The following is a 26,480-nucleotide window of genomic DNA, read 5'->3' as shown; positions in this document are numbered from 1 at the left end:
CCCGAGTTGCCAAAGGGCAAGAAATAAAAAAAGGTGAATTATTTTTTCATGGTGTTTGTGAATTAGTGGTAGAAAAATATCGTTAAAGAGTTACTAAATTTAGCTTCTTGCCAGTTCGACGATGTCCCGCCCTTTGAATATTTGTTGGCCGTATCCGTAACGGCCGACTTTTATCATCGCTAAAACGATCTCCATTATACAGGCTATCGGGATTAGTTTGGAATAAAATAAATAGGTGTCTCCATAGCTCCTGTTTAAATGATAAAATCACTATTCGGAACAATACCTGCATTTTTACTGCCAATATACAACCAGCTATATATGAGATCTTTACCCTATATAGTAATAATTAATGATACTTTATTTCGTAAATAGGCGACTTTCGAAACGCTATTCACTGGAACAGGCTGAATCCCGTTATCAACAAACTGCCGGGTTACCAGAGTCATACCTTTGATAAGAAAATTTCATGTTGCCATAAAAAAGTAATTTAATGGCTTGCACAAATACAGTTAACACTATAAATTTATACTTCTATATTTTTAATGACTAATCACGATCGGGTTGGATAAAACACATCAAAAGCCCCTTTTTGGCCCATTCAAAAAGGTCCCCTTTGCCAGTTGAAAAACCGGGTAATTTTTAATATTAATACAACTATTTGAAACGCCTATTGTTTAAGGAGTTATGGAACCAGAAGAAGAATTGCAAAGCTTTCCGTATGATGCTACCATTGCCGGGAAAGAACATCATTACCGCATTACCCAGGACGAGGAAAAGTACGGTATTGAGCAAGATGGTGTCGTTATCGCGGAGGTGGCCCATGATGACGACTGGCGGCAGCTTTCCGGTGAGCCGCTCAGCAAAGAATTACTGGATAGTATCTGCGATCATATCGAAGCGCATTATGATTAATTAAAGAAACCCGTTTAATTTGGTCAGCTCAGGTAAATTTCCTAAATATGTATTATGGAAGCACCCGAATTCATGGCTCCCGAAGACTGCTGGTTAAACGTTAGCATCCCGGCCCCGTTCGGAAACTGAAGAGGACGACGATGATGGGTGGGATGAAAAGATCAATTATGCGACTAGCCATTTTGAGGAGTTCCAGGCTTACGTTGATAACATCTGGCGTGAGTAAACAATTTTAAAAGTCAGCCTGTTGTTACCAAAAAGGAGGAATGATGCCCTGGCACAACGGAGATTACCCGCCATCTTACAAAAACCAACCCAAGAAAATAAGGGACAAAGCGACTGAGATCGCCAACGAAGTGTTAAAAACAACCAGCAATGAGGGGGAAGCGATTGCTATCGGCCGGAAACAGGCACGAGCACATTTTGCTAATGTCAAAAAGAAAAAAGATAAGGATGAGCAGTGACAATAATTTGCAACGTTTTTTGGATGCGCAGTCTCGCGACTATGCAACTGCACTGTCAGAAATCAAAAACGGCCGCAAGCGCAGCCATTGGATGTGGTACATTTTCCCGCAGATCAGTGGTTTGGGATACAGCGAAATGGCTCATCGTTACGCCATCAAGGACTTGCCGGAAGCCGCCGCATATCTGGCACACCCAGTTTTAGGAAGCCGTCTGATCGATGTCAGTAACGTGCTGTTGCAGTTACCCGCCACCAATGCTACCGCAGTTATGGGCAGCCCGGACGATATGAAGCTGCGTTCTTCGATGACGCTATTTTCGCTTGTGCCCGGTGGAAATCCCGTTTTTGAAGCAGTGATCAAAAAGTATTTCAACGGTAATAAAGACAGCGCTACCCTGCAACTCATTTGATAACTACATAAGGAACTTTTGATCGTGTTTTGAAGTTAATTTTATGAACCCGGTTTTTCTTCACTTTGTGCCGAGATCACGCGGAGGATACGGCCTAATACCTGATCGGCGCTCAGATGACAAGGCGAAAGGTCAGGTTAATTCGTGCCTTCATTGGATTCGTGGATTTAGCAATACGATGTTCCCACAGTTCCTGCAAGTTGCCTTTCATTAGTAAAAATGAACCGTGTTCCAATCTCACCGTGTAGTTTTCACGATGATCAGCTTTTTTTCGGATATCAAAACCACGCACTTGTCCGAAACTAACCGAAGCAATAATAGGGTGACTGCCCATAATGCTTTCCTTATCGCTGTGCCAGGCCACCGAATCATTCCCATCCCGGTAATAATTTAGTAATACGGTGTTGAATTTGATTCCAGCCAATGGTTCGACTTTTTCACGGATGGCTTGTAATTCCCGGGTCCAGGGTAAAGTGCCGGCGATGCGATCCGTATCACCATACCAGGCGGTCAGCCTGGGGGTAGGATATTCCTTATCCCATAACTTTTGTATCGTCTGCTTCCACGGGGTTTCCTTTATAAATTTTTCCAGCAGTCCGTCCGCGCTTGCCTGATCGATCAGTCCGGGCTGATAGTCCAGCAATTCTTTGGGCAGACCTTTACTTTGACCTGCTTCAGGGAAAAAACATAGTTGCTCCATACTTTTACTGTATACTCCTCATCAACTCTTCCATTTCCTTGTGATTACCGCTAATAAACCCCGCGATATCTTCCTGCTCACCCGTGTCCAGTACTTCGCCGTCATAGATCCAGTTATCACCGGCATCGAAAAGAATTCGCCCGATATGCACTTCGCGCAGCATATCATAAATTTGGTAACCTTCACCGTTGTCCGGCAACACCCTGACCCATCTTTCCGCGCTTGTTTTGGCCGTTCTCGGCTTCTCGTTGAACAACTTACTTCTCATGAAAACAAATGTGAAGAAAAAATTGTAAAAAAGAATAAGAAATTGCTAAAAATATTAGCATAACTTTGTAGTCCCAAATTTGATAGCGTATGGTACCCTTTAATGTAGAACTCGAACTCGGAAATAAAGCCCTGACAATCACCGCTGAACAGCTGGACCGATTGGCCGATGAAGATGGTTTTATTCGCTTTGATATCACGGCTGGCGAAAACCGTTCCGTGATCTATGTCAATATGGAAGATGAGCTGCCGCCTCCCGCTACGCCGCAGGATGCAGAAGCCCATTTTGAAGCGCTGCACTACCCGGAGCATTTGCCGGCCTTTAGTCTGGAAGATGTTTTTAGTCCTGATGAGGTCAGAACAATAGGTAAAGCTATCCGTGATTATGACCGGGGGCTGCAGTCCGACAAATCAATGTTTCGTCCTTAAATAATATGCAACCATGGAAGCCACGAGAGAAAATATCATTGCGAAGCTCAGGCAGGACATCCTGATCTGGGAGGGTTTCCGGCCTCCGCAACCCGGTGCTACCGGCCAATTCGGGCTCGGCCCGTTGGAAGCAGCGTTTCCTAACGGCGTTTTCCCGACCGGCGCTATCCACGAATTTATCAGTACCTGTCCTGAAGACACGGCCGCCTGCGGCGGCTTGATCGCAGGACTGGTCCAGCAGCTGTTAAAAGACGGCGGTGCCTGCCTTTGGATCAGCTACACCCGCCGCATTTATCCTCCCGCATTAAAACTGTTCGGCGTTGATCCTGACCGGGTGGTCTTTGTGGATGTCCCGAAACAAAAAGATGTGCTTTGGGTCACTGAAGAAGCGCTAAAATGCGAGGGCGTGGCTACAGTGATCACCGAAACCAAGGAATTGAGTTTTATGGAGTCGCGGCGTTTACAACTGGCCGTCGAAGAAAGCCATGTTACGGGCTTTATCCTCCGTAAAGATGCCATAAAAATCAACGCCACCGCCTGTGTTGCCCGCTGGAAAGTTACCCAGGTACCGAGCCAGCTGGGCGATGGTATGCCCGGCGTGGGTTTCCCGCGCTGGCAGGTCGAACTGCTCAAAGTGCGCAACGGAAATCCTTGTGTCTGGACCATCGAATGGGCCAAACGCCGTTTCAACCCGATCATTCCAAAACGAAATACCGAAAAACTGCGCCGTTATGCCTAAGCGCTTTTTGTCCATATGGTTCCGATACCTGCTCACTGACCAGAAGGCGATCCGCCAGAAGGAGTGGAAAGGAAAGCCCTTTGCCTTCGCCGAACCGGATCACGGCCGTATGGTTATCACCGCAGCCAGCCCGGCCGCAGAAAAGCTCGGCGCGGTCCAGGGCATGGTTGCTGCTGATGCCCGCGCTATTGCGCCTGGTCTGGAAGTTTTTGACGGCAAACCCGGCCGTAACCTGAAGTTGTTAAAGGCGTTAGCCGAATGGTGTTTTCGGTATACGCCGCTGGTGGCTGTGGATGCACCCGACGGACTACTGCTGGACGTTACCGGCTGTACCCACCTCAAAGGCGGCGAAGAAGCGTTCGTCAGGGATCTGGCAGATCGCCTGAAAGCTGCAGGGTATAATATCCGGCCAGGCCTTGCCGACACGATTGGCTGCGCCTGGGGCGTCGCCCGCTGTTCCGCAAGTACCCTGATCATACCTGAAGGCGGACATCGCACAGCCCTGATGCCCTTGCCACCATCGGCATTGAGGTTACCTGCGGATTTGTTATTTAAACTGCACGCGCTCGGCCTTTACCAGATCAGCAGCTTCATCCATATGCCCAGATCGGTTCTACGCCGCAGGTTCGGCAAGGATATGGTGTTGCGCATGCTCCAGGCATTGGGACAGGAAGAAGAATTTTTGTTACCGCTCAAAGAGCCGGTACCCTACAGTGAAAGGCTCGCAGCACTGGAACCTGTACGTACCCGTGAAGCCATTGAAATAGCGACTACCAATTTATTGGAGACCCTATGCAAGCGCCTGGCCGGTGAAGGCAAGGGTATCCGGGTAGCGACACTGACTTACTACCGCATTGATGGAAAAAGCGGCGCGATCAGCATCGGGACCAACCAGGCCAGTCATCATTGCGGGCACCTGTTGAAATTATTCACGCTGAAATTCGATCAGGTAGCACCTGCATTGGGCATTGAACTTTTTGTGCTTGACGCCTCGCAAGTTGAAGAAGTGGATGTGGTGCAGGAAGCGCTTTGGGCAGCGAAACCGGGGCTGGAAAGCGAATGCGTCGCCGAATTGCTGGACAGAGTGGCCGGTAAGATTGGAACAAAGAGTATCAACCGCTATCTGCCTGCTGAACATTTCTGGCCGGAGCGAAGCGCCGAACCCACCTCCTCAACCAAAAAACAGCCTGAAAGCGACTGGCGCACGGATAAACCCCGCCCGGTGCAGCTATTAGATACACCTGAGCCCATCGAGGCCACAGCGATGACGCCTGATTACCCACCGTTACTATTCATCTACAAGGGTAAAAAACATGAAGTTAAAAAAGCGGATGGCCCTGAGCGGATCGAGCGTGAATGGTGGCTGGAGCCGGGTGAGCACCGCGATTATTATATCGCCGAAGACCAGGACGGGCGACGCTACTGGCTGTTCCGTTCCGGGCATTATGACGGCACGCAAAGCCAGCACTGGTACATTCACGGATTTTTCGCATGAGCTACATAGAACTCCAGGTGACCAGCAACTTCAGCTTCCGGCGCGGCGGTTCGCACCCGGAGGAACTCGTCGACCAGGCGGCTGACCTCGGCTATGACGCTATTGGCATTACTGATCGTAATACTTTTGCCGGTGTGGTACGTGCCTATGTTACCGCCAAGGATCGCGGCATTCGCCTGATCCCAGCCTGCCGTATCGATCTGCTGGACGGTCCCAGCCTGCTCGCTTACCCTACTGACAAAGCCGCTTATGCCCGTTTATCAGCGCTACTCACCAAAGGCAATTTGCGGGCTGAAAAAGAAAAATGCTTTCTCTATAAAAAAGATGTATATGAACATGCCCAGGGTAGCTATTTTATCATCGTCCCGCCGCCGGTGCTCAACGAAGATTTTGACTTTGAGCTCAACTTCAAAACCGACGTTCGTGAGTACCAGCAAAACCTCAAAGAGCAGCTTTATCTTGCTGTAACGAAATCTTATACGGGCGATGACGCGAAGCGCCTTCACCGGCTGGCCTCACTCGGCATTCCGCTGGTGGCCACAAACGATGTCCATTATCATGATCCGGCGCGGCGGGAACTACAGGATGTGCTAACCTGCGTTCGTGAAAAATGTACGATTTTTAATGCGGGTTATAAGCTGCACCAAAATGCAGAAAGGCATTTGAAAGCCATCCCGGAAGTGGAGCGCTTGTTCCGCAATTACCCGGAAGCGATAACTAATGCACGCCATATCGCCAACGCCTGTTCGTTCGATCTGAAAAGCCTGAAGTACGTGTACCCGACTGAATTGCTCAAAGATGGCCGCACGCCCGAAGAGGAACTGGAGCGGCTGGCCTGGGAAGGTGCCCGTCAGGTTTATGGGAGCCACATTCCGGAAAAAGTAGACAAACAGCTGCGTTATGAACTGGACTTTGTAAAAACTGTGGGCGAATGCAATTATTTCCTGACCGTCGAGGATTATGTCCGCTGGGCAAGGACACAGGGTATCCTCTGCCAGGGACGGGGCTCAGCTGCTAATTCCGCGCTTTGCTTTGTACTCGGCATTACTGCACTCCAGCCTGATAAGAACAACCTGCTTTTCGCCCGTTTCATGTCGCCGGAACGCAAGGAACCGCCTGACATCGACGTGGACTTTGAACACGAGCGAAGAGAAGAAGTCATCCAGTATATTTTTAACAAGTTTGGCAGGGATCGTGCGGCCATTCTGCCGACCGTTACCGTGCTGCACCAAAAAGGGGCAATCCGCGATGTTGGCCGGGCCATGGGCCTGTCGGTTGATACAGTCAATAAATTATCCAAGGCCATCTGGGAACTGACCGATGATTGGTTCGACGAAAAAACGATCCTTAAGCTGGGCCTTAACCCAAAGGACCCGCATTTATTGAAAGTATTGTCGTTGACTTCGCAAATGATCGGGTTTCCCCGCCAGCTCGGCCAGCACACCGGCGGTTTCGTGATTACCGAGGGACAGCTCAGCGACCTGTGCCCGATCTTTAAAGCGAGGATGGCGGACCGTACCAATATCGAATGGAATAAAGATGATATCGATGCGCTGGGATTCCTGAAAGTTGATGTGCTGGGCCTGGGTATGCTGACCTGTATCCGTAAAGCGTTCATTTTAGCCAAAGATCATTATGGTGTTGAACTTACCCTCGCGAACATTCCGCAGGACGACGCTAAAGTTTATGAGATGATCACGGCTGCCGATACGCTGGGCGTTTTCCAGATCGAAAGCCGGGCGCAGATGTCCATGCTGCCGCGCATGAAACCGACCTGTTTTTATGACCTGGTGATCGAGGTTGCCATTGTCCGGCCCGGCCCGATCCAGGGCGATATGGTTCATCCCTATATCCGCAGGCGCAACGGCGAGGAAGCGGTTGACTACCCATCGGAGGAGATCAAAGCGATTCTGGAACGTACTCTTGGTGTGCCGCTGTTCCAGGAACAGGCGATGGAAATCGCGATTGTCGCCGCAGGCTTTACGCCCGGCGAGGCCGACCTGCTGCGCCGCAGTATGGCAACCTTTAAATTCAATGGTCTGGTTAGTAAGTTCGAACAGAAACTCATAGGTGGGATGGTCAAAAAAGGCTACCCTAAAGAATTCGCCCAAAGGATATTTAAACAGCTCGAGGGATTTGGCAGTTACGGTTTTCCCGAGAGCCACGCTGCCAGTTTTGCCTTACTCGTTTACGTGTCCTGCTGGCTCAAATATTATTACCCGGATGTATTTGCGGCGGCATTGCTCAATAGCCAGCCCATGGGTTTTTACCAGCCTGCACAGATCGTCCGCAACGCGCGCGAGCATGGTGTGAAAATATTACCTATCGATATTAACCACTCTCATTGGGACAATATGCTTGAAATGAAGGCCGGTAACTATTGGGCGCTTCGTTTGGGGTTTCGCGAAATCAATGGGATTCGGGAAGAAGATATGCAGTTGTTAGTGAATGCACGGGCCAAACCCTTTACCCGGCCGCACCAGCTTTGTGACGCAGGGCTTTCTGTAGCCACGCTGGAACGGTTAGCAAATGCAGACGCCTTTCGATCCATCGACCTTGACCGCAGGCAAGCCCTTTGGGAAGTGGCTGCACTCCATGATCGCCCCATTGAGCTTTACAAAGGCCAGAAATCTCAGAGCGAATTTGAGCCGCAGGTCAAACTACCGTTCATGCAGCTTTCGGAACACGTGGTGCAGGATTACGCCACTACAGGTCTTTCCATCAAGGGGCACCCTGTGGGTTTCATACGCGAAAAATTAAGTTTGTTCAATGTCCTATCTACAAAATTAGCCAACGAAGCTGAGGATAAACAAATTATCAAAGTCGCCGGCCTGGTCCTTGTCCGTCAGCGCCCCGGCACTGCCAAGGGTGTTTGTTTTATCACTATTGAAGATGAACAGGGGCAGTGTAACCTGGTCGTCTTTCCAAAACTATTTGATAAATACCGCAAAGAGATCGAGCATAGCCGGTTGCTCATGGTCGAAGGCGCTATCCAGCGTGCGGAAACCGTCCATGTGATCGTGCGACGCTGTATTGATTACACCTCACTGCTCGGTAACCTGACTGCTATTCGCAATGATCAGCAGCCTGTACTGACCCTATCGCGCGCCGATGAGAAGGCCTCACCCTTCATCCCGATCGATAAAACCAACCAGGTCCGTGTGCCTGCGCCGGAAGATTATCTTGATAAAGGCCGCAATTTTAAATAGCAAACGTTATGATTCAGCATGTTGAAAATAAAAAGTCATGACCCAGGAACATTTAAGCATTAGCGTAACTAAATCATTATAACTACTTTTATACCAACAAGTAATACACCGACGCACTCCTTTTTATATACCAATGTAAATCGCTTTATCATGAAAAGAAATAATTTTATCACTGCCGTGCTAACTTTTGCGGCAATGCCGTTAACATCTTTTGTTATTGATGTAAAGAAATTTCTGCGGATAAACAAAGGCTTTAAAATAAACGCGGGAGAAGGCCGTATACATGGCCATATTAAATTAAAAGGGGTCAATTCCAATATATTGGATGTAAAAATATCCGGCAGTGATACTGATGGCGACCTGGCTATTTTTGAGCAAACCAGTTTATCGCAGGGCCGGGGTACACCGCTGCATGTCCATCCTTTGCAAGACGAAATATTTTGCGTTTTAGATGGCGCCTACTATTTCCAGGTTGGCGAAGACAAGTTTCATTTAACTACAGGAGAAAGTATTTTTTTACCCCGCAAGGTGCCTCATGCCTGGACACAGGTGTCCGAAAAAGGAAAAATGACAGTTACATTGCAGCCGGCCGGTAAACTTGAGGAATTTTTTGTAACCATGCAGGCATTAGATCATGAGCCAACACAACAGGAACTTGCCAAAATTTTTAACGACCATGACATGCAAATTGTAGGTCCGCCGTTAAAATTGGATTAAAATTAATAACGTTTCAGTGTGTCATTAGGAGTACCGGGTAAGTCCCTCAATTAATACGATCCATCGCACCCGGTCAACGGGTGAACGCGTGGTTAACCTGACCTTTGAAAGTGGCTACACGACTACCCTGAAGATCGGCCGATAGTTTAAACGCTATGCACCATCTGCGGCCAGTGGTTGAACGCCAACTCCTCCGTATCTACAAAGCTCATATCGATCGCCGGTAATTCCGGATAATCCAATGGTGTGGCTTCCAGCGTTGTGCGGTAGTTACGGTCAACGGTACAGAACTCCAATAACCTCGAAGGGATTTGCGTCCTGGCTATTTGCGACAATCGTTCCTCGCCTGGTTTTTCCATCAGCCACTCCCAGGCCAGGTCCTCTGTCAGGATGGTAGGCATTCTCTTTTTAGAATTGTGGATCTGAGACATCACTGAATTAGAGTCCGTGATCCCAAAAGCAACGGTATTTACGAATTCACTTTTCTCCGGATCCAGCCATTCGTTGTAAAGTCCGGGTAAATAAAAATACTCCTGGTCCTTCAAGCTGACCTGGTATGGGTATTTAATCATTTCCTTCAGTTCCTGACCCTTCTTACCGATCTTCGGAATATGGCGGGATTCGACAATACCAGTAGATAAGACCAGGCAACGGCGGTTTTTGGCCGCATCTGCCCACATCGACCGTTTCCCGTCTTCTTTAACAAACAGGTTTTCTGATCTGAAATTCAAGGTGGTGTATTTGGCCCGGAAGATATTGGCTTCCGCTCGCGTCTTAATAAAACCTGGTACGTATCCCCATTCCGCTTGTACGATATCAAAGTCTTTGCCGTCTTCCGAAGGAATCAAGATTGCACAAGGCGCATAATTGAACCCGTTGTGCACGCCTACATTTAAGAAATTGTAATTTCTGATAGCTTTTTCCAATGACTTCAAGCGGATAAACTCCGCGCGGGTCACTTTTTGTCCATTGTAATAACACATATGCTTATCGTTTACTTCTAATATACTGTGCAATTAATCTGCCAAATTCTTCCGCTTCCTGTTGCCGCCCCTGCGGCACCGACGTCCAGAATCTGTCCTTTGGCCGGACGCCGCCAACCGTGATATTCAGCGGCTTCCGCTTATCAGGAAATTCCAGATGGAAAATACGTTCCCCTGAAATTTCGTGCTCAGACACTTTGATAGAAACACCGCCGGTTTCAATTTCAAAAGGTGGCTCAATTTCACGCATTAAGTAAAAATAACGATTTTCAATTATTTCTGCCAAATTCATTACGAACTAACGGATACACTTTCACCGAAGCCACTGATACATGCTTTTCAGCCAAAACGGTCAATAGGCGTATTGCTGCCTTTTAATAAAAGCACGGCCCCTATATATTGCATTCGACTACCTGTTGGCCGCTTGTTAATTTGTCTGATAGCTGTCATTAACATTTTTACTTAATTTTGTATCAGCTAATTACCAATAAATCGATTTCTCTATATGTCGAAATTACTGACCATCCGGCAAAAGATAAATTTAACCCAGGAAGAACTGTTCGAAAGGTCGGGCATTTCCGTGCGCACCATTCAGCGCATCGAGGCCGGCGCCAGTCCGAAGGGATACACGCTGAAGGCCCTGGCTAAGGGATTAGGTATCCCTGAAGACGAGTTGCTTGAAAAGGAAGAAGTGGTTAGCCTGGACGATACCACTTGGTTGAAATGGATCAATATCTCTGCCTTACCGTTCATGATTTTTCCACCATTAAATGTTGTCGCCCCGCTACTCCTCATGTTCGCTGGTAAACAATTCACTCCTGTTACTAAAAAGATCCTTACAATTCAGATCGTATGGTCACTCATAGCGGGTGTATTGATCCTGGCCGTTATGATGTTAAACGACATGTTTGCCATCAGAGGCAATTACATGAAGCTGATACCAGTGGTATGGCTGTTGGTCAACGCTTTTATAATTCTTCAGAATGCGGCAGCGATAGCCCGGAACAAGACGCTGCGCATCGATCTCAAGTTTAGCCTGTTATAGCCTTGTCGGGCAATTGTCGCCCTATTGGCGGCTGATGAATAGCCAGCATCCTCAAAGTATTGTCTTTCTTTGAGTCATGAAATTAATTGCACTAACACTGGCTTTTTTTGTCACACTAACCTGTTTCGGGCAAAAATTTGATTTGGTCATCAAAAACGCGAAAGTTTTTAACACCAAAACGGGAACGCTTAGCGCTCATCAAACTATCCTGATCAAGGGCGGTCTCATCACTCAGGTAACCAGCAGTCAAAAACGCTATACTGCTATCAACACGATAGATGCCAGGGGGAAATTAGTAACGCCTGGGTTTGTCGATACCCATATTCATCCGACTGATGTTTATCGTAGCTATGGCGCATTACCTGAATATTTGTCAAAGGATTCTTTGGAAATTTACAGAAAGCGGATCTCTGATACCTTTTTGCCCTATGGCGTAACAACCGCCATGATCATGGGGCATTCTGAAAAATGGCTGCAGCCTATACTGAGCTGGCAAAATAATCCCCGGCCCGATGAACTGGATATCTATACCGTGGGCGGGGCGTTGGTATCCGACCAGAGCCGTAAACCTTATATTAACCACATTATCGTCAAATCTCCTTCGGCTGCAAAGGCCAAAGTGATGGAATATCACAATCTGGGTATGAGGTATATCAAACTATATTGGAAATTACGGAAACCGGAATTTGAGGCTGCCTTTAAGACGGCCGATAGCCTGAACATGAAAGTTTACGCGCATGTCGACCAGAATGTGATGTATATAGATACCGCCCTAGCTATCGGCGTACGTAATTATGAACATATACTCACTTTAGTCAACAGTGTTTGGCATGCGCCAATTGAAGGCAAGGAATTTGCAATGGATATGCAAACCTATTACGGCCCCGGCCATGCTGGCGGCCAGTTAGAACGGTTAGAAATGTTTCGTTTTATCCACGACAACAAACCGGCATTATTAGATGCTTTGATCGAAAAACTGGCGAATAGCAAAGCTTCCATGTCAACATCCATCCACCTGATGGCTGAGCCGTATGGATTAACTTATTTTTCCAATCAGTTGGACACTACTTTAACAGCGCCGCAGTTAGCCCGTTGCAAAACGAACTTTAAAATATTTATGGGTTATGTCAAACAATCATTTGACAAGGGCGTCAAACTTCGGATCGGCACGGACTGGCCCAATGGCGGCAAAGCAATGGTCTCAGAGCAACTGCTATTATCAGCCAATGGATTTACAACCACTGCGATCTTACAAATTTCAACCATTAATGGGGCGGCAGCTTTAGGCCTGGATGATAAATATGGTTCAGTTGAAAAAGGCAAAAAGGCCGATCTACTGATTTGGGACAAAAGCCCGTTTGACGATCATCAGAACTTTTTGGCTCGCAAAATGATCATTAAAGATGGCGTAGTTTACAAGAAGTGATTCATCATACCCGATGATACATTTTGTTCAGAGGTAGCAAAAATACCTTTTGTATATTTATTTCAAAGCATGTATCACCAGGTATCGTGAAAGTGTACCATCACCTTAGGTTATTTACGGGAAAAAAATATTCGTGAAATACACTTAGCGTGGGATATATTTATAGACTTTGCAGATATTTAAAGCAAGGAACTACCTATTCAGCCATCAATTAACGAACGATAACTTAGCGATACAAAATAAAGCAAGATATTTCGCCGATGCACTAATCTTTTTACATGCCAACCCCTGCCAATTCGGTTTACTTCAAATGGAAAGTCATAGATCGTTACTACGATGACATGATCTTACTCAGAAGAAGCAAATTTCATTTTAACTTTCTGATTGTAAAAATAAAATAGACCGGTGATTTTGAATTGCGCTTTAATTAATTTGAATTTAATTCTTCTACGTTCCCCCGTCGGATTATAAATTGCATTTTCAAGTAAACTGTACGTGCTCACGAACTAATGGACCAGATTCTCTAAAAAAAATTAACACAATAGTAAAATCATTAAACCAAGTTGGCCGCCAATTTATTTTATAACATCTCGGTCTTGCGCTTCCCGCGCGCCTTTTTATCGAGATATGGCTCCAGTCGCAAGAGTACCTGTTTCCCAATAAAAGAGTAAGTTGGCGAACGCTCGAATAGAAAATCCAATACCATGTTGGTTACCGAAGTGATAACGAACGTTTGGCAGTAGATGACACACGTCGGGTCGCGATCGATCAACCATCGCTTCCTGTCCATCGGGTTGTCTGCATCTCTATCGATAAAAAAAAGGATGCGTCGTTTCCCGATGCCCTCGTCATGGATTCGGTAACACTCCAGATAGGGCTTTTCTGCGGCGTGTCCAATGGTCTGAAGTACAAACACCATCAGTGATGAGCCTTCAAAAAAATCGATATCTCCCTTTATTTCCGAAAAATTGGTATTAATATACTGCTCGTAGGTTTCCAGGAAACGATTAAAAAAGCTGTGAAGATTAACTTTTACTAATTCCAGATTCCGAATTCCGATATGTAAGGCGACATGCGTGCGTTGCATGGGATCAGTGGAATATACTCGCTTTACTTCAGTTTGCCCGGCTTCCATCAACAAGTGAATGTACTGATATACCAGTCCCATATGAAAAAGCTGCGAATTGACATCAGTACGGTATTTCGGAAGGTACCCCGACGTTATTAGCTTTTTTGCCGCCATAATGCGCTCTTTGAAGTAAGGTTTCGGTAATTTGTCGCGTTCGCCGTCAATGCCATAGCTCAGATCGGTCGCCCCATCTGCGATGTGCGCAAGACGGTTTTCATAAGATATAGGCAATACAGCGGTCAGCAGGTATTGCAATTCTTTCAATGCCAACGGCTCGTCCATCTGATCCAGACCTAGCATCGCATAAAAACTATTTACGAAGCCCGCCAGGTATTCATTGGCCAATGCCTGGTCGGGCACGAACAGTGGCGCTTTTTTATAAGCTCTTAGCAGATCAGACTTTACCACATTATAGGCTCTGTGATCGGCAATGTGCAGGATACTATCAGTTGTACCTGCGATGAGAACCGTCGCACCCATACCGTGAAAGACGTCCATCATGTCTTCTTCACTGTTAATTTCCAGTTGACGCACTGGCAGCTCACTGCTGCCATAAGCGACAGGAATAAGGAAGTGGGAACGTTCACCCATCGCCATGTCGGCTACAGCAACGCTCATTTTCCAATAGTCAGGATAGGCGCGCGCTTTCAGCACAGGAAATTGGTGGTCTAGGATGAAATTGATCTGGTCAAGGTAACGCTGGAATGCGGCAATTTCCTCCGTGCCGAGCATATCAGGAGGAGCAAGCTGGTCACGCAGTGTCTTGTAGGCTACTTCCAGCACGTCATGCGCTCTTGCTCGCTTATCTGCATTTCTGCGTAATAGCACATCTTGCTCAACTATCGTTTGCCAGTCGGCAACATAATCATTCTTGCCGGCGGCGATGACATTGCCTTCCGGGAATGAGATCATAACAGATTTCCCTTCTATTCGATCTTGCGCCTCATCCAGTGTAGGCATATCCATGTATCGCCAATGGATCTCGCATTTTTGCTGATCCACGGCGAGCAGAATAACAGGTAAATTAGTGTGATAGCAAAAGGAGAGAAAACCTAACTTACATTGGTATTTTGGTTGCCTGTAATCCCGCTTCTGAAGAGTTTTGATCTGAACCGCAAATTTGCCGATTGGGGTTCCATCCGAAGTGGTGAATTCAAATACGCCGTCATCATTGGGGTTCTTATCCATTGCTTCAGGCTTGCCTTTGATATGGTCGTGGTCGATCATACCCCAAAAAAGCGTCACGGATCTTAATTCGGATGCTGTCGTGGGCGAATAGCGTGTAGGCTGGCTATCCTTAATTGATGGTCTGCTGTCTAATTTCCCTTTTTTCATTAAACAGTGAAGTTAACAGCATTTCCCGGTTATGGTTACACCTGCACCGAATTAATTAAGCTGCAGACATTTAAGTAAACGTCCCGGAATGCCAGGAACCCGAAATATTATTATTTTTCTGCAACTTTCAAGCCTGAAGTAAAGAACATCTATATTAAATACTTTTTGATTTGCTATAAGAGAAGATTAGCTGTCAATTACTTACCTTGCATTTGCAAAACCTAAATATTCCAGGAACTCAAAAAAATCCTAAACCTTAAGATATATGGACACTAAAAATTTGTTGCATGGAGGTTCAGTTTCCCCGTTATATGGATCGGGCTTAGTAGACACCTTAACCGATGCATTAGATACAGCTTCTTACAAATTTGTTCAACAACCCGCTCCAAGGGCAATTGCCGATTCACAAGCCACCACCAATTCGCTTTTCTGGAGAGCGATACGCGAGAATAGGGCTTACAGCGGGCAGGTGTATCAATTGAAAAATTTCTATCTTTCCGAATGGTTGCCTATGTCGCCAGGACTTTTCCACAGTCCGGATGCTGCTTCTCGCCGGGCCATGGCCGAAGAGTTCTTAGCTCCCGAGCATGGATTGCATACAGGCAATTTTTGGAAGGAAATAGATTTACAATATTATCAAAGACATATATCTAACCGTCAGTATTTCGCAAACCAATTTGAAACGAAAGCAGGATTCGCAGAACTTATGCCTAACGGAAAGGCGCAAATGGTGCATGGTGGTATCGGTTCTTTGCGATTAGCACCAAAAAGGCTCTTTAACAACGAAGAAGTTTTCATTCTCGGTGCTAGCCAAAACGGGATAATGCATGAAGGGGTACCTGTTTTGTTCTCCGCATCTATGTATTATGACATTGTGGATCAACTCAAGTCGGACTGTGGTTTGCTTTGCACACTGACAGGAAGATTAAGCATATTACCCGACAGAGGTCTTCCGATTCAGTATCCACGAAGTCATGCCAAATACTGCCTGTGGGTAGAAGAAATCACAAGAATATCCGGTATTAGCGTCGATGAAATAATGATCAGCACAGCTCTGACTTTTTCACCTGATCTAAGGCAAGTTCATAATAAACAGTGGTCATTTGTCACGTTCCATCCAGACGCAAACGACAGGAATTTGTCAGAGGCTGCGGAGTGGCTTTACGATTATGCTAAACGGTATTCGAACAGCGACACACCGGTTATAATGTGTGATTTTGACGAATATAAGGATCACTTTGACCGGGTAGACTTTCCGTTAAAAGACCTTGCTAACGGACATATCAATTTAGCCAAGCTGGCAGAATTTAAAGATTTATTTGAATTTAAAATAGTCAATATTATGGGTGATAACATCAACAACAATTCCGGAACGATTGTAAACCGGTCCGTAGTCAAAAATTCTTTTAATAATGTATCCGGTGTCCTCGATAATGAAAATGTAGCTTTATTGAAAAGCATAACATCGGCAGTTGAGCAATCCGGGAATAAGGAGGCGGTAGAACAGATGGAGGCTTTTAATGATGAACTTAATAAGACGGAACCTAAAAAAAGTCTACTCAAAGCATTTTGGAATGGCGTTGTTGCCGCGGTACCGGCCTTAATTTCAAATGCAGATAAGGTTGTTGATTTAATTGAAAAGATCGGCAAACACGTAAAATGAACCGTACGGGATACCAGCGGCATCCTGCGGAGCAGATACAGCGTATAGCCCGGTCCGAAGGTTACGGCCAGGGGAATTAAATAAGCCGGAAAAAAGTTGTGAATATGCTAGGCATACTCTGGTTAAAACTAAAAGTTATATCTGCTTGTCGTCGATTGTAACAAATTTCTAAAGGATAAGGAAGTTAATGCCTGGTTGGCTATCGTACGAATGCAATTAAATACACTTAGCGTGGGATTTATTTGAAGACTTTGCAGATATTTAAAGCAATGAACTACCTTTTCAGCCATCAATTAACGAACGATAACTTAGCGATACAAAATAAAGCAAGATATTTCGCAGATGGGCTCATCTTTTTACATAACAATCCATGCCAATTCGGTTTTCCGCAAATGGAAAGTCATAGATCATTACTATCAAAGATCGGGTTCCGTTTAAAACACTACAATGGCAATACATCGGTAAAATACATTGATCATTTTCTTAACAATCCATTACTTCAGGCAAACGACCCGATTATCAGCGAACATTACAAGAATGCTATCCCACTAATCGATGAGATCAGGAAACGGACTTACAAAACCGACAATAAAAAAAGGGCACAACTGATTGAGCAAATTGAGGAGCAGACCACAGCATTCCAAAAAACGCTTTTTCAACATGCAATGGATAAGGTCATCACTGTTTTACATTGTCCCGAGGACCTGGAGCACCATAACCACCTAAAAGATATTGAATACGCAGCAGGAATAATTAATGCTGAACTGAACTTCATTGGATTTCCCGAAAAAGATGCAAATAAAATATTTACCAGGATTCTAACAAGAGAGGTGATTTTTAAGAAAAATAAAGTACAAACACCTTTTCCACTCCCGGCTGAGATACTTGAAAAGCGCAAGCATCTGGAAACAGATGAACAATATTTTGAAGCAGTTAGTGAGTTTATGGAGAACCGGACTTTAAAGGAGCAGTTTCAAGGGATTTATAACCTTTACCAAAAGGGTGACCGCAATTGTAAATTGCTATTTCGGATCACAAATTTGAAAAGTAAAAAGACCATGTCAAAAACCTATGGCAAAGTAAAATTGACCACTCACTATAAATCCTACCTGCTTCCTAAAATGAATGAGCGATATGAAGGGTTCTTTGCCCAAGATCATCAAGTTTTTCTGGAGGTTATTGTTGATGCTGACGATATAGACACCGCAAAGGGTATGGCAATAGATCATATCAATAGAGAGTTGCCTCTTTTCGAGCAATTTTATTATACCCGTATACAAGTCGATCTTACTGATTTTGTAATGAAGAATAATGAAGGGTATTTTTTTAAATTAAGTTTTTCATCAAAATGGCTTAATAATCGTAATCCCGAACAACTGCGGTTAGAACGCGCCATTGAGAAAGCTGGTACGCTCGCTGCAAAAGATTTCCAATATTTCGAAAAGCTGTATGCTTCCGCTGAAACAAGCACTTTACTGGATCAAAAGGTCAACAATTACTGGCGTTATATAGAGTCTGCCTTTAACGGCAGTAACGCGGATGCCAATAAGATCATGGATGATACAGCTATGATCCTGGCCAACCACAAAATTTCAAAAATTCTGTATCCTTATCTTATCACGTTAGCGAATATGCTCATTGCTAACGGCGAAGGAATCCAAGGCCCAGACGGGCCGCTAAAATATATTCAAATAAAGGATATCGTTCATAAAATGAAATGGACAGCAAATTGGCTCACTGAAACGAATGAATATGCTAATAGCCCATTCATTACCCATCATTTGACACCTCTTTTAAATGTGGAGGTCAAGACAATACATGAACAATTGAGAGCCTTTTACAGGGATATTTTAATGGAGGCCTATGAACAGCGAAACTATATTCAACATGACAGTATCTTTCATCAGATGGCCTTACAAAAGTTGATAAAAATCCTTCCTTCGATGGTCGGAGACCTCAGATATGTCATTTCGAAAGAGATTAAAAGAAAAAAATACACTAAATATCAGGATATTATAAACACCCTAGTACAACCTAATAAGAAATTAGAAAAGATATTCAAGAAAAGGCAAGTGATATCACAATTGTAAAAAGGAAAGGCCTTGCCCTTAACCATCAAACACTAAATTGTTCATTTTTTATTTGAATCAGCAGAATTCAACAATGTGTATCTTGGTCAATATTTCATATCCATGAACCTTATTATATTTAGTGAAATCAACGATACCAATACCGCTGTCACAAAAATCAGAGATACCTTCTTTCAGGAATTACCACAAGAAGTTAAGTTTGCTGATGATTATAACGCTATCATTAAGTATGCGATCAGGCAAATAGACATTGGCCTTTCAATAGATCTAACGAACGAAAATGCGCTCAATGATTGTTGCGTCTCTATCCTATCGAAATTAGGTTATTATTTGCAGGATAACTTGATTGAGCAACTTTGGGATGGCTTCACTTCCTGGTATAACCCAGTTTACCATTATTTTAAACATGTTTTAGGGTTCAATGATTTGCCTAAAAATAATTTGAGCAAGATTGACCGGATGGTGCGGGAAGACCTCCGTCAACTGCTCACGCTAATTAAAAGATACGAAACGACTGAAACAGCCATAAAGACTTATTTGACCGAAGGCGTACTTCGCGGCGAACATGAAGATAAAATTCGTTTGGATTTTTATTTCCGATGTATCAATGAGCGCAACATTATTGTCCAATATTTGACATTTGATATTGAGAAGCGAGCTTTTGAACGATCCGTTAATGAACATATTTTAGGAGGGGAGATTGGAAGCTACATTATGGAATATCAGGATCGTCCCTATAAATGGTGGGCATATCAACCAAATCGATATTTCGATTACAAAATTATTGATACCAGCAAACATCGCTTAGATAAGGTACCACTAGGTAAATTGAATGATTTGGAAGAATTGCGACTCGCAGGAAATACAAATGGATTTTATGAGCAACTATCGGAGGTTGTAACACCAGCCAGTATTTTTCAAGGCATACTCAATTATTATGTGCCGGTAAATAATTTACTGAGTGACCGAAAACCGATCTTTGAAGAGCTCAAAAAGCTTTTCGAGCATGAGTTTTGGTATGGGTTTACGGGGCTGGCATTGCCACAGGTGGAAGGAATTTTCTCTGATATGACAAATCTGTTAAAGCCTGATAAGAAATTCAGTTCTCTGCCGAATAAAGTTTCCGCTGTGCGGCCTTTCTATGATTATCACGAAAGTACTTTTGATTATTTTGAGTATATCCTGCCAAGACTCAGAAACAGATTTCTTCATTCAGGAAACGTTATCGGGAACGATTTTAAATTGTTGGCACTTGATTTACTGTATGATCTTAATTACATTCTCGATGTGTTCAACAGCCTCAAGGATGACCAGATTACGCTAAGCAATCTATTGAATGGACATTTAGAACTGCATCTTATTTCCTTAACTGATTTCAACAAGTTTTTCAGGCTTTTGTCTTCCTTACGACAACGAGCAAAGGAATATCCTGCTAATATTAAGTTGTCTGAATTGCTTGGACGATGGGAGAATTTCGAAAAAAGTTTTCTTTCTCAAAGTGGAATTTACGAGTTGAGATGGAGCACCATTAAATTTGAGTTGAAGGCGGATACGGTCGAGCTTTTCGATAAGTTGTCCGAATTTACTAGTAGTCTTCCAGAGCCTATTGTTTTATTCAACATTAAGGTATCCGATCTAAGAAAAAGATTTGATGAGCTTAAAGTGGCTTTGGGGAACAATACTCCATTTTACAAGGATAAGTATTATGAAATCATTGAGAAGTATACATTTCTAAATCAATTTAAACAACACCTCAAATCCTTTAATCCTATTTACGCAAACGAACTGGCGGCGTTGTATAAAGAGGAAAAAGATCGTGATCGCGTCACTAAAATGGAGCTCTTAAAACCACTGTTCATGGAACTGGTAAATGATAAGCGCCGATCAGATTAGACCAACAATTTTTATATATAATTTTTAAGAACTTTTAAACTTCAATCCTCAAATCCATTTTGGAAGCATAAAAGTATTTGGCTTAAGTGATTATTGTAATTTTACCATAGGCCGTTATTAATCTTCAATCACTATGAAAACATTAGCCGTTGTTATTGGAAACGATAAATATCATGAGAGTGCTGAGTTAAATTTTGCTGTAAAGGATGCACAAGGGATTGCTGATGTTTTTGTAAGGCTCGGTTATGACGTAATCCATAACAGCAACATCAATAACCAGGGATGCAGTGACATTTTAAAACAGCTTTCCAGCAGGATCGCTGATTATGATGCAACTATTTTCTTTTTTGCCGGTCACGGTTTTCAGTTCGAAGGCGAGAATTATCTTACCTCTATTGATTGTCAAATCCCTCCAGGTACAAAGTATGAGGCTGCGAGAAGTAGTATCCTTCTAACGGAGCTCATGGATATTTATAAAAAATATCCTGACAAGATCAATATCGTCATCATTGATGCCTGCCGCAAAAGTTTCGGAAGGGGCACACACACAGCCTTTGCACCGGTTCAGGCTCCGCAGGGAACGCTTATCGCATTTTCAACTTCACCTGAAGAAAGCGCAAAAGACGGTGGCATGGGTGACCATAGCATTTACACAGGTGCTTTACTACAATACATTGGCAGAGAAAAACTTTCAGTTGAAGAACTGTTCAAAAAAGTGCGTCGAACGGTGTATCACCTGACTGGTGGTAGGCAAACACCTTGGGAACACACATCACTGATAGGCGATTTTAATTTCAATACAGGGCAGTTATTTCACTCTCCGGCGATTCCTTATAGTGAAGAAGTCGTTAAAGATGCTGCATACCAGGGAAAAGCTGACGAATTCAGTACACAGATCATTGAGATTCGTTCGTGCGACTGGAACAGGCAGAATCCCGCTATCGATAAGCTACTAAGCTACCAGAGCAATACCTTGGATAAGAACCAACAATTTATACTCGGACGTAACCTTTTGCAGGCAGGCGAATCTGCATTTAACGCCGGAAATTTTTTCGAGCATCTATCCCATAACTTAAAATTCTATTTGGTAGCTGGGGAAAACCACCTTTTGAACGGAATTTTGTTTGAAATCTATTTTAACAGTAAAGGTGAATTTCGAAATGATCAGATCAAAATGCAATGTTTTGAAGCGGTGATGGGGTTGCGAAAAAACCCGTCTTTTACAAAATCCTTCGAGTTTATTACTGCCCTTCTTGCGCCACATCAAACAAAACGTTTAATGTGGATACCAACAAGCGATGACACACCTATTGATGTCGATGTCTTAGTAACAACAGAGAATCGTACTGGCTGGTCAGGTGAAACTGAACAGGTTGATGTGATCAATAGTGTTAAGGCGATGGGAAGTGAAATTATTGATGGTATTCGTAATGTGGAAGGGCAAAGTGCGGAACGGCTAAAAGCGGCCATCGCAAGCTATTTTGTTGTTCCGGAGTCACTTGTTCAAGTCAATAGCAACCGAACCATTCAAAAAATAGGATTTGTACATCAAGCCCCCGAGCCAGACGATATAGGATTTTAGTAAAAAAATTGTTGCGACAATAGCTTCCTGTCAATCTGTTACATTCAAGCACTTGAACAAGCTTACCAACCGGAAAATGGTTTTACCAAAAAAGAAGATGTTCAAATAGTCTCATCAAGCGGCTAATTTCATTGTTGGCGATTTTAAAAGATAAATTATTATTTGCTGCTCATATTATTAATAATTATTTTATATAATTTTAAGGTAATTATCTGATAATGAGTTTTATTAGATAACGAAGCACCACCTAACCATCTTTATCATGAAAAAATTGCTAATTGCTTTAGGATTATTCCTTTACTCATACCACAGCCACGCCCAGACTTTAGAGGGAATGCTGGCCGATTCGGTTAACTATCCATTTATTCATAAAATTGACCTGTTAAGAACCAAACAAAAAACACCAATTCGCCATGATTCTATGCTGGTATCATATTACACATGGAAGACGTTGGTTAAATCTGATTTTTCGGCACTGACCGGGTTAGATAACACAGCGACAATTGGAAAATTTGCTGCATTAAATATCAATCCTAACACCTCCACTTTTACCTTTTCACCAATCACTATCACTGACGAGGTGGTAAAGAAAAATTTCAACTTCGTTCAATCCTTCGACTTTACAGGAACGGTGAACTCCAGTAGTGTACTGAATCTGAAAAAATGGAAAACTGTTAATTTTAGCTACAGCCTGACCTGGCTATTTTCCAAAGGCTATTATTTTCTACCTGGAAACAGGGGAACTAAAAATCATAAACCTGAGGATACAGAATACAAGCAGCTGTATGATGAATTAGAATATAAATTTCTTTCAACCTATTACAGGAGGATGCATTCTAAGCTTGACGAATTAAATCATCCTGAGTATAGTGATATCACTGATTTAAAACAGGCCTGGCTTGATTCAGTTGCCAGGTACGAAAAGTTGCTGGTTAAAAATTCTTGGACCGGCAAGCATTTTGGATGGATGAAAATGACTGCGACTGCACTTGCCTTTGACAATACCAACCATATTATCACAACAGATGCTGCAACGTTCACTACTCCAAAAAGTAAGGTTTATTACACACCGGGTTTGTTAGTGTCGGGCAATTATCTATGGGCAAGAAAGACAGGCTGGAATTACTATGTTAGTTTATTTCTGCAAGGAGTCATAAAAGATTCTTTTACTGATGTATTGAGCACATCAGAGTGGAACAAAATCAATCCCCTGACTGATTCCGCCACGGTTACCATGGACACCAAAAGCGTATATCTTTTGAAAGATGCAAATATTAAAACAGGACTACGCGCCAATACTGGATTTGAGGGTATTATATTGTTTCCTGCATCAAAGTATCTAGGAGCAGGATTGGATCTGTCTGTTTCTTACAATGGCCTGATCTCAAATAAAGTAAATACAAACACAGGCTGGCTTCAGAATCTACAAGCCGGCCTGATACTTTCATTTAAAGACAAATCCGGGGCAAGTACGGTAAATATTGAACCGTACTACCAATGGAAAAAATATTTAAAATATACCCTTGATTCAGAAAAAGTCTGGGGTATTAAATTCAGTATTCCATTTAGTAGAGTGTATTGATAAACTTAAACTCACATATTATGAATCGTTTTGTAAACTTCACCCAGCTCTCACTAAAAGATCTGCTGGAAGCAAGGGAATTGTTTCATGCTCATTTAATCAACAAAAAAAACGTTGTAGCAACGGCTGTTGGTCGCTATTTAATCAGGATAAGTGATTACGACAAAGACGGCAATTATAAACCACAAAAAAATAAAGAACCGCGAACGCTTCAAAACAGCAGGGTTACCAAAATGTCCTGGCCGTGTATCCTGGTATTTGTCGATCAATGGCAAACTGAAGCCGAACTAATTCTTAACAATGGAAGTGATATCGTTCCGAAAACCATCTATATGCCTGACGGTCGAACCGTTCCTGTTTGCGTAGTGTTTGCAGAAAAAAACGTATTTACTTCATCCAATGTGGATGTAGATAAGCTCCGGTTCCCAGTTAATTATATTGGCGGTGGCTTTCCACTCTTAGTCAAATCACAGGGACAAACTCACGTCGCTACTGTCGGTTGTGTCGTTTCTGATGGTCATACCTATTATGCTTTAACTAATAATCACGTAAGCGGTCCCGAAGGTGAGGTAATTTATTCGCGCTTCGGCAAGGAAGAAATTCCCATCGGAAAAAGTTCTGGCAAGTTTATTAATAAGATTCCTTTCACAAAATTATATTCAGGTTGGTCGGCCCAGAATACTTTAGTTTGTTGTGATGCTGCGCTCGTAAGGATTGAAGATATAAAGCTATGGAAAACAGATATCCTTGGTATAAAACAGACAGGGGAACTTTATGACCTTAATACATTTAATCTTACGCTATCGCTAATTGCTGAACATAATATTGAAGGTGGATTTGCTGAAGAGGCTACCAATGGGAATGTTATATCCTTCGGATCAACGAGCGGCTTGATGAAAGGTGAAGTCACTTGTCTTTTTTATAGATACAAGTCACTAGGAGGTATGGAATATGTTAGTGATTTTTTGATTGCCGGTAGAAATGGCAAAAATCTTAATAATAAACATGGAAATAGCGGTTGCATTTTTATGCTCGAAACGATTATCGGGGAAAAGGAAATAAAATATCAACCCCTGGCTTTACACTGGGGCCAGCATATTTTTTACAGCAGCAATGAAAAAATGAGTTATAATTATTCCTTATCTACCAATTTGAGCAACGTTCTACGTGAACTTGATGTAGAACTTGTTCGCGGTTGGAATACAGATACTGACTATAGTTGGGGCAAGACAGGTCATTACAAAATAGCAGCGTTAGCTTGCGATATTGTTACGAATCCCAAACTCAAAAAATTATTACAGGCAAATAAAGAAAATATTTCGTTTACTGACGATTCCTTACTTGCAGGGGAACTTGCCAATGTTAAATGGGAAGCAGATTTTATTCCGCTTGCAGATGTACCAGACATCATTTGGAGAATGACAAGGAAGACTGATGATGCCAACCACTTCGCAGACATGGATGAAAGAGAACCCTCTGTTATTCAAGGTCAGACCTTACTAGAATATTGTACAGATCCTTCCAAGATCGATACTGATGTTTGGAATAATTACTATGAACAAATGGAGGCTATTGACCCACATAAGAAAGCCGATAAACGCGGCGCACTACCTTTCCGGGTATGGCAAGCATATAAGGCGATGGTTGAAGCTCTGAGAGCAGGTAAGTTAGATGAATATATTATGATTGGTGGAACAGTATCTCATTACCTGGGCGATGCCTGTCAACCCTTGCATGTATCTTATCTCCACCATGGGCACCCTGACAAACCAGACGAGAAAAAGGTACACACCGTTTATGAGACAACAATGCTTGATAAGTACATGGGAGAATTGATAAGTGGGGTCAATCAAAAATTATCCACAGGGCAGGCTTATCAACATTATCAAGGGGGTAAGGAAGCTGCCCAGGCAGTAATAAAATTGATGGGGAATATAACCAAAAACATTCTCGGACCTGAGGAGGTTATCCGCGTTTATAATGAAAACAGCCGCGGCCGGGTAAAAAACATGTGGGAGAAATTGGGTGCAAAAACAATTGATTGCGTTGCTGCAGGCTCCTACAATCTTGCCTTATTTTGGGAGTCAGCCTGGGCAGAAGGCAAAGGCGATACCAAATTCACGGAAGCACAGCTTCATGAAATAGATAAGGAACAATTAAAGAAACTTTATAACGATAAAACGAAATTCCCTTCTTACCGATTAAGAGATCCCGCATTCAAAACGGTTTTGTAAAAATTAATTCAATTAGTTTTTTACATAGCGGGAGTAATATAATTTGTATTCTTTAATACGCGGCCTTAATGACTCTTGTATCAAGAGAAATTACTGTCGTTAAATTAATTAAGCCACCAACTCGATTTTAGATGGTGGCTTAATTGACCATAGCACCAAATTATCTGGTTAAAG

At 43.4% G+C, this 26,480-nt stretch carries 21 protein-coding genes; 16 read left to right on the top strand and 5 right to left on the bottom strand.

Annotation, left to right across the window (positions count from 1 at the left end):
* Positions 1–687: 687 nt before the first annotated feature.
* The 3 genes from AC1DYB_RS19490 to AC1DYB_RS19480 all read left to right on the top strand — a co-directional run bounded on the left by AC1DYB_RS19490 (position 688) and on the right by AC1DYB_RS19480 (position 1,788).
* The gene (locus AC1DYB_RS19490; protein WP_477437231.1) at positions 688–915 is read left to right on the top strand and encodes a hypothetical protein; all 228 of its coding nucleotides are present in this window, start codon (positions 688–690) and stop codon (positions 913–915) included.
* A 266-nt stretch (positions 916–1,181) separates the two neighbouring features.
* Positions 1,182–1,379, top strand: a complete 198-nt coding sequence (locus AC1DYB_RS19485; protein WP_477437229.1) for a DUF2188 domain-containing protein — start codon at positions 1,182–1,184, stop codon at positions 1,377–1,379.
* Positions 1,369–1,788, top strand: a complete 420-nt coding sequence (locus AC1DYB_RS19480; RefSeq protein ID WP_477437227.1) for a DUF1810 domain-containing protein — start codon at positions 1,369–1,371, stop codon at positions 1,786–1,788. The genes AC1DYB_RS19485 and AC1DYB_RS19480 overlap by 11 nt, the downstream gene beginning before the upstream one ends.
* Positions 1,789–1,900: 112 nt before the next feature.
* On the opposite strand, the gene AC1DYB_RS19475 is transcribed toward AC1DYB_RS19480, so the two are convergent.
* Together AC1DYB_RS19475 and AC1DYB_RS19470 are read right to left on the bottom strand one after the other, a co-directional pair.
* Positions 1,901–2,488, bottom strand: a complete 588-nt coding sequence (locus tag AC1DYB_RS19475) for an alpha-ketoglutarate-dependent dioxygenase AlkB family protein (RefSeq protein WP_477437224.1) — start codon at positions 2,486–2,488, stop codon at positions 1,901–1,903.
* A gap of 4 nt (positions 2,489–2,492) precedes the next feature.
* Positions 2,493–2,756: a hypothetical protein gene (locus AC1DYB_RS19470; RefSeq protein WP_477437222.1), complete on the bottom strand. Its 264-nt coding sequence runs from the start codon at positions 2,754–2,756 to the stop codon at positions 2,493–2,495.
* Between the two features lie 89 nt (positions 2,757–2,845).
* On the opposite strand from AC1DYB_RS19470, the gene AC1DYB_RS19465 reads away from it, so the two are divergent.
* From AC1DYB_RS19465 to AC1DYB_RS19445, 5 genes are all read left to right on the top strand, one after another.
* Positions 2,846–3,184 carry a hypothetical protein gene (locus AC1DYB_RS19465; protein WP_477437220.1) on the top strand — a complete coding sequence of 113 codons (339 nt, stop codon included), beginning with the start codon at positions 2,846–2,848 and terminating at the stop codon, positions 3,182–3,184.
* A gap of 13 nt (positions 3,185–3,197) precedes the next feature.
* Positions 3,198–3,923, top strand: a complete 726-nt coding sequence (locus tag AC1DYB_RS19460) for an ImuA family protein (protein WP_477437218.1) — start codon at positions 3,198–3,200, stop codon at positions 3,921–3,923.
* The gene (locus AC1DYB_RS19455) at positions 3,916–5,418 is read left to right on the top strand and encodes a Y-family DNA polymerase (RefSeq protein ID WP_477437216.1); all 1,503 of its coding nucleotides are present in this window, start codon (positions 3,916–3,918) and stop codon (positions 5,416–5,418) included. The genes AC1DYB_RS19460 and AC1DYB_RS19455 overlap by 8 nt, the downstream gene beginning before the upstream one ends.
* Positions 5,415–8,627 carry an error-prone DNA polymerase gene (locus tag AC1DYB_RS19450; protein ID WP_477437214.1) on the top strand — a complete coding sequence of 1,071 codons (3,213 nt, stop codon included), beginning with the start codon at positions 5,415–5,417 and terminating at the stop codon, positions 8,625–8,627. Before AC1DYB_RS19455 ends, AC1DYB_RS19450 begins: the two co-directional genes overlap by 4 nt.
* A 150-nt stretch (positions 8,628–8,777) precedes the next feature.
* Positions 8,778–9,344, top strand: a complete 567-nt coding sequence (locus tag AC1DYB_RS19445; RefSeq protein WP_477437211.1) for a cupin domain-containing protein — start codon at positions 8,778–8,780, stop codon at positions 9,342–9,344.
* Positions 9,345–9,490: 146 nt separating this feature from the next.
* On the opposite strand, the gene AC1DYB_RS19440 is transcribed toward AC1DYB_RS19445, so the two are convergent.
* Together AC1DYB_RS19440 and AC1DYB_RS19435 are read right to left on the bottom strand one after the other, a co-directional pair.
* A complete protein-coding gene (locus AC1DYB_RS19440; protein ID WP_477437209.1) occupies positions 9,491–10,327 on the bottom strand; it encodes an SOS response-associated peptidase in 837 nt (278 codons plus the stop codon).
* Between the two features lie 4 nt (positions 10,328–10,331).
* Positions 10,332–10,619, bottom strand: coding sequence for a hypothetical protein (locus tag AC1DYB_RS19435; protein ID WP_477437207.1), 288 nt, complete (start codon positions 10,617–10,619; stop codon positions 10,332–10,334).
* Between the two features lie 213 nt (positions 10,620–10,832).
* Here AC1DYB_RS19435 and AC1DYB_RS19430 point away from each other — a divergent pair, with 213 nt between their 5' ends.
* Positions 10,833–11,372 (top strand): helix-turn-helix domain-containing protein, encoded by a 540-nt coding sequence (locus AC1DYB_RS19430; protein WP_477437205.1) that lies wholly within the window; start codon positions 10,833–10,835, stop codon positions 11,370–11,372.
* A gap of 76 nt (positions 11,373–11,448) precedes the next feature.
* Complete coding sequence (locus AC1DYB_RS19425; RefSeq protein ID WP_477437203.1) at positions 11,449–12,798, top strand: amidohydrolase family protein; 1,350 nt, start codon at positions 11,449–11,451, stop codon at positions 12,796–12,798.
* A gap of 580 nt (positions 12,799–13,378) precedes the next feature.
* Here AC1DYB_RS19425 and AC1DYB_RS19420 read toward each other — a convergent pair.
* Positions 13,379–15,262: a DUF4365 domain-containing protein gene (locus tag AC1DYB_RS19420; protein ID WP_477437201.1), complete on the bottom strand. Its 1,884-nt coding sequence runs from the start codon at positions 15,260–15,262 to the stop codon at positions 13,379–13,381.
* A 265-nt stretch (positions 15,263–15,527) separates the two neighbouring features.
* Here AC1DYB_RS19420 and AC1DYB_RS19415 point away from each other — a divergent pair, with 265 nt between their 5' ends.
* The 6 genes from AC1DYB_RS19415 (at position 15,528) to AC1DYB_RS19390 (ending at position 26,306) form a co-directional block, all read left to right on the top strand.
* Positions 15,528–16,925 (top strand): hypothetical protein, encoded by a 1,398-nt coding sequence (locus AC1DYB_RS19415; RefSeq protein ID WP_477437199.1) that lies wholly within the window; start codon positions 15,528–15,530, stop codon positions 16,923–16,925.
* Positions 16,926–17,194: 269 nt separating this feature from the next.
* On the top strand, positions 17,195–19,015 hold the full coding sequence (locus tag AC1DYB_RS19410) for a hypothetical protein (RefSeq protein WP_477437197.1): 1,821 nt from the start codon (positions 17,195–17,197) through the stop codon (positions 19,013–19,015).
* Between the two features lie 102 nt (positions 19,016–19,117).
* Positions 19,118–20,908 carry a hypothetical protein gene (locus tag AC1DYB_RS19405; protein WP_477437195.1) on the top strand — a complete coding sequence of 597 codons (1,791 nt, stop codon included), beginning with the start codon at positions 19,118–19,120 and terminating at the stop codon, positions 20,906–20,908.
* Between the two features lie 133 nt (positions 20,909–21,041).
* Positions 21,042–22,490 (top strand): caspase family protein, encoded by a 1,449-nt coding sequence (locus tag AC1DYB_RS19400; RefSeq protein WP_477437193.1) that lies wholly within the window; start codon positions 21,042–21,044, stop codon positions 22,488–22,490.
* A gap of 262 nt (positions 22,491–22,752) precedes the next feature.
* Entirely contained in the window at positions 22,753–24,072 is a 1,320-nt protein-coding gene (locus AC1DYB_RS19395; protein WP_477437191.1) for a hypothetical protein, read from the top strand.
* Positions 24,073–24,092: 20 nt separating this feature from the next.
* Positions 24,093–26,306 carry a Nal1-like putative serine protease gene (locus tag AC1DYB_RS19390; protein ID WP_477437189.1) on the top strand — a complete coding sequence of 738 codons (2,214 nt, stop codon included), beginning with the start codon at positions 24,093–24,095 and terminating at the stop codon, positions 26,304–26,306.
* Positions 26,307–26,480: the final 174 nt, after the last annotated feature.

This window comes from Mucilaginibacter sp. P2_A4, assembly GCF_056405015.1.
The sequence above is the reverse complement of the archived record's forward strand: the minus strand, read 5'-3'. Positions and strand labels throughout refer to the sequence as shown.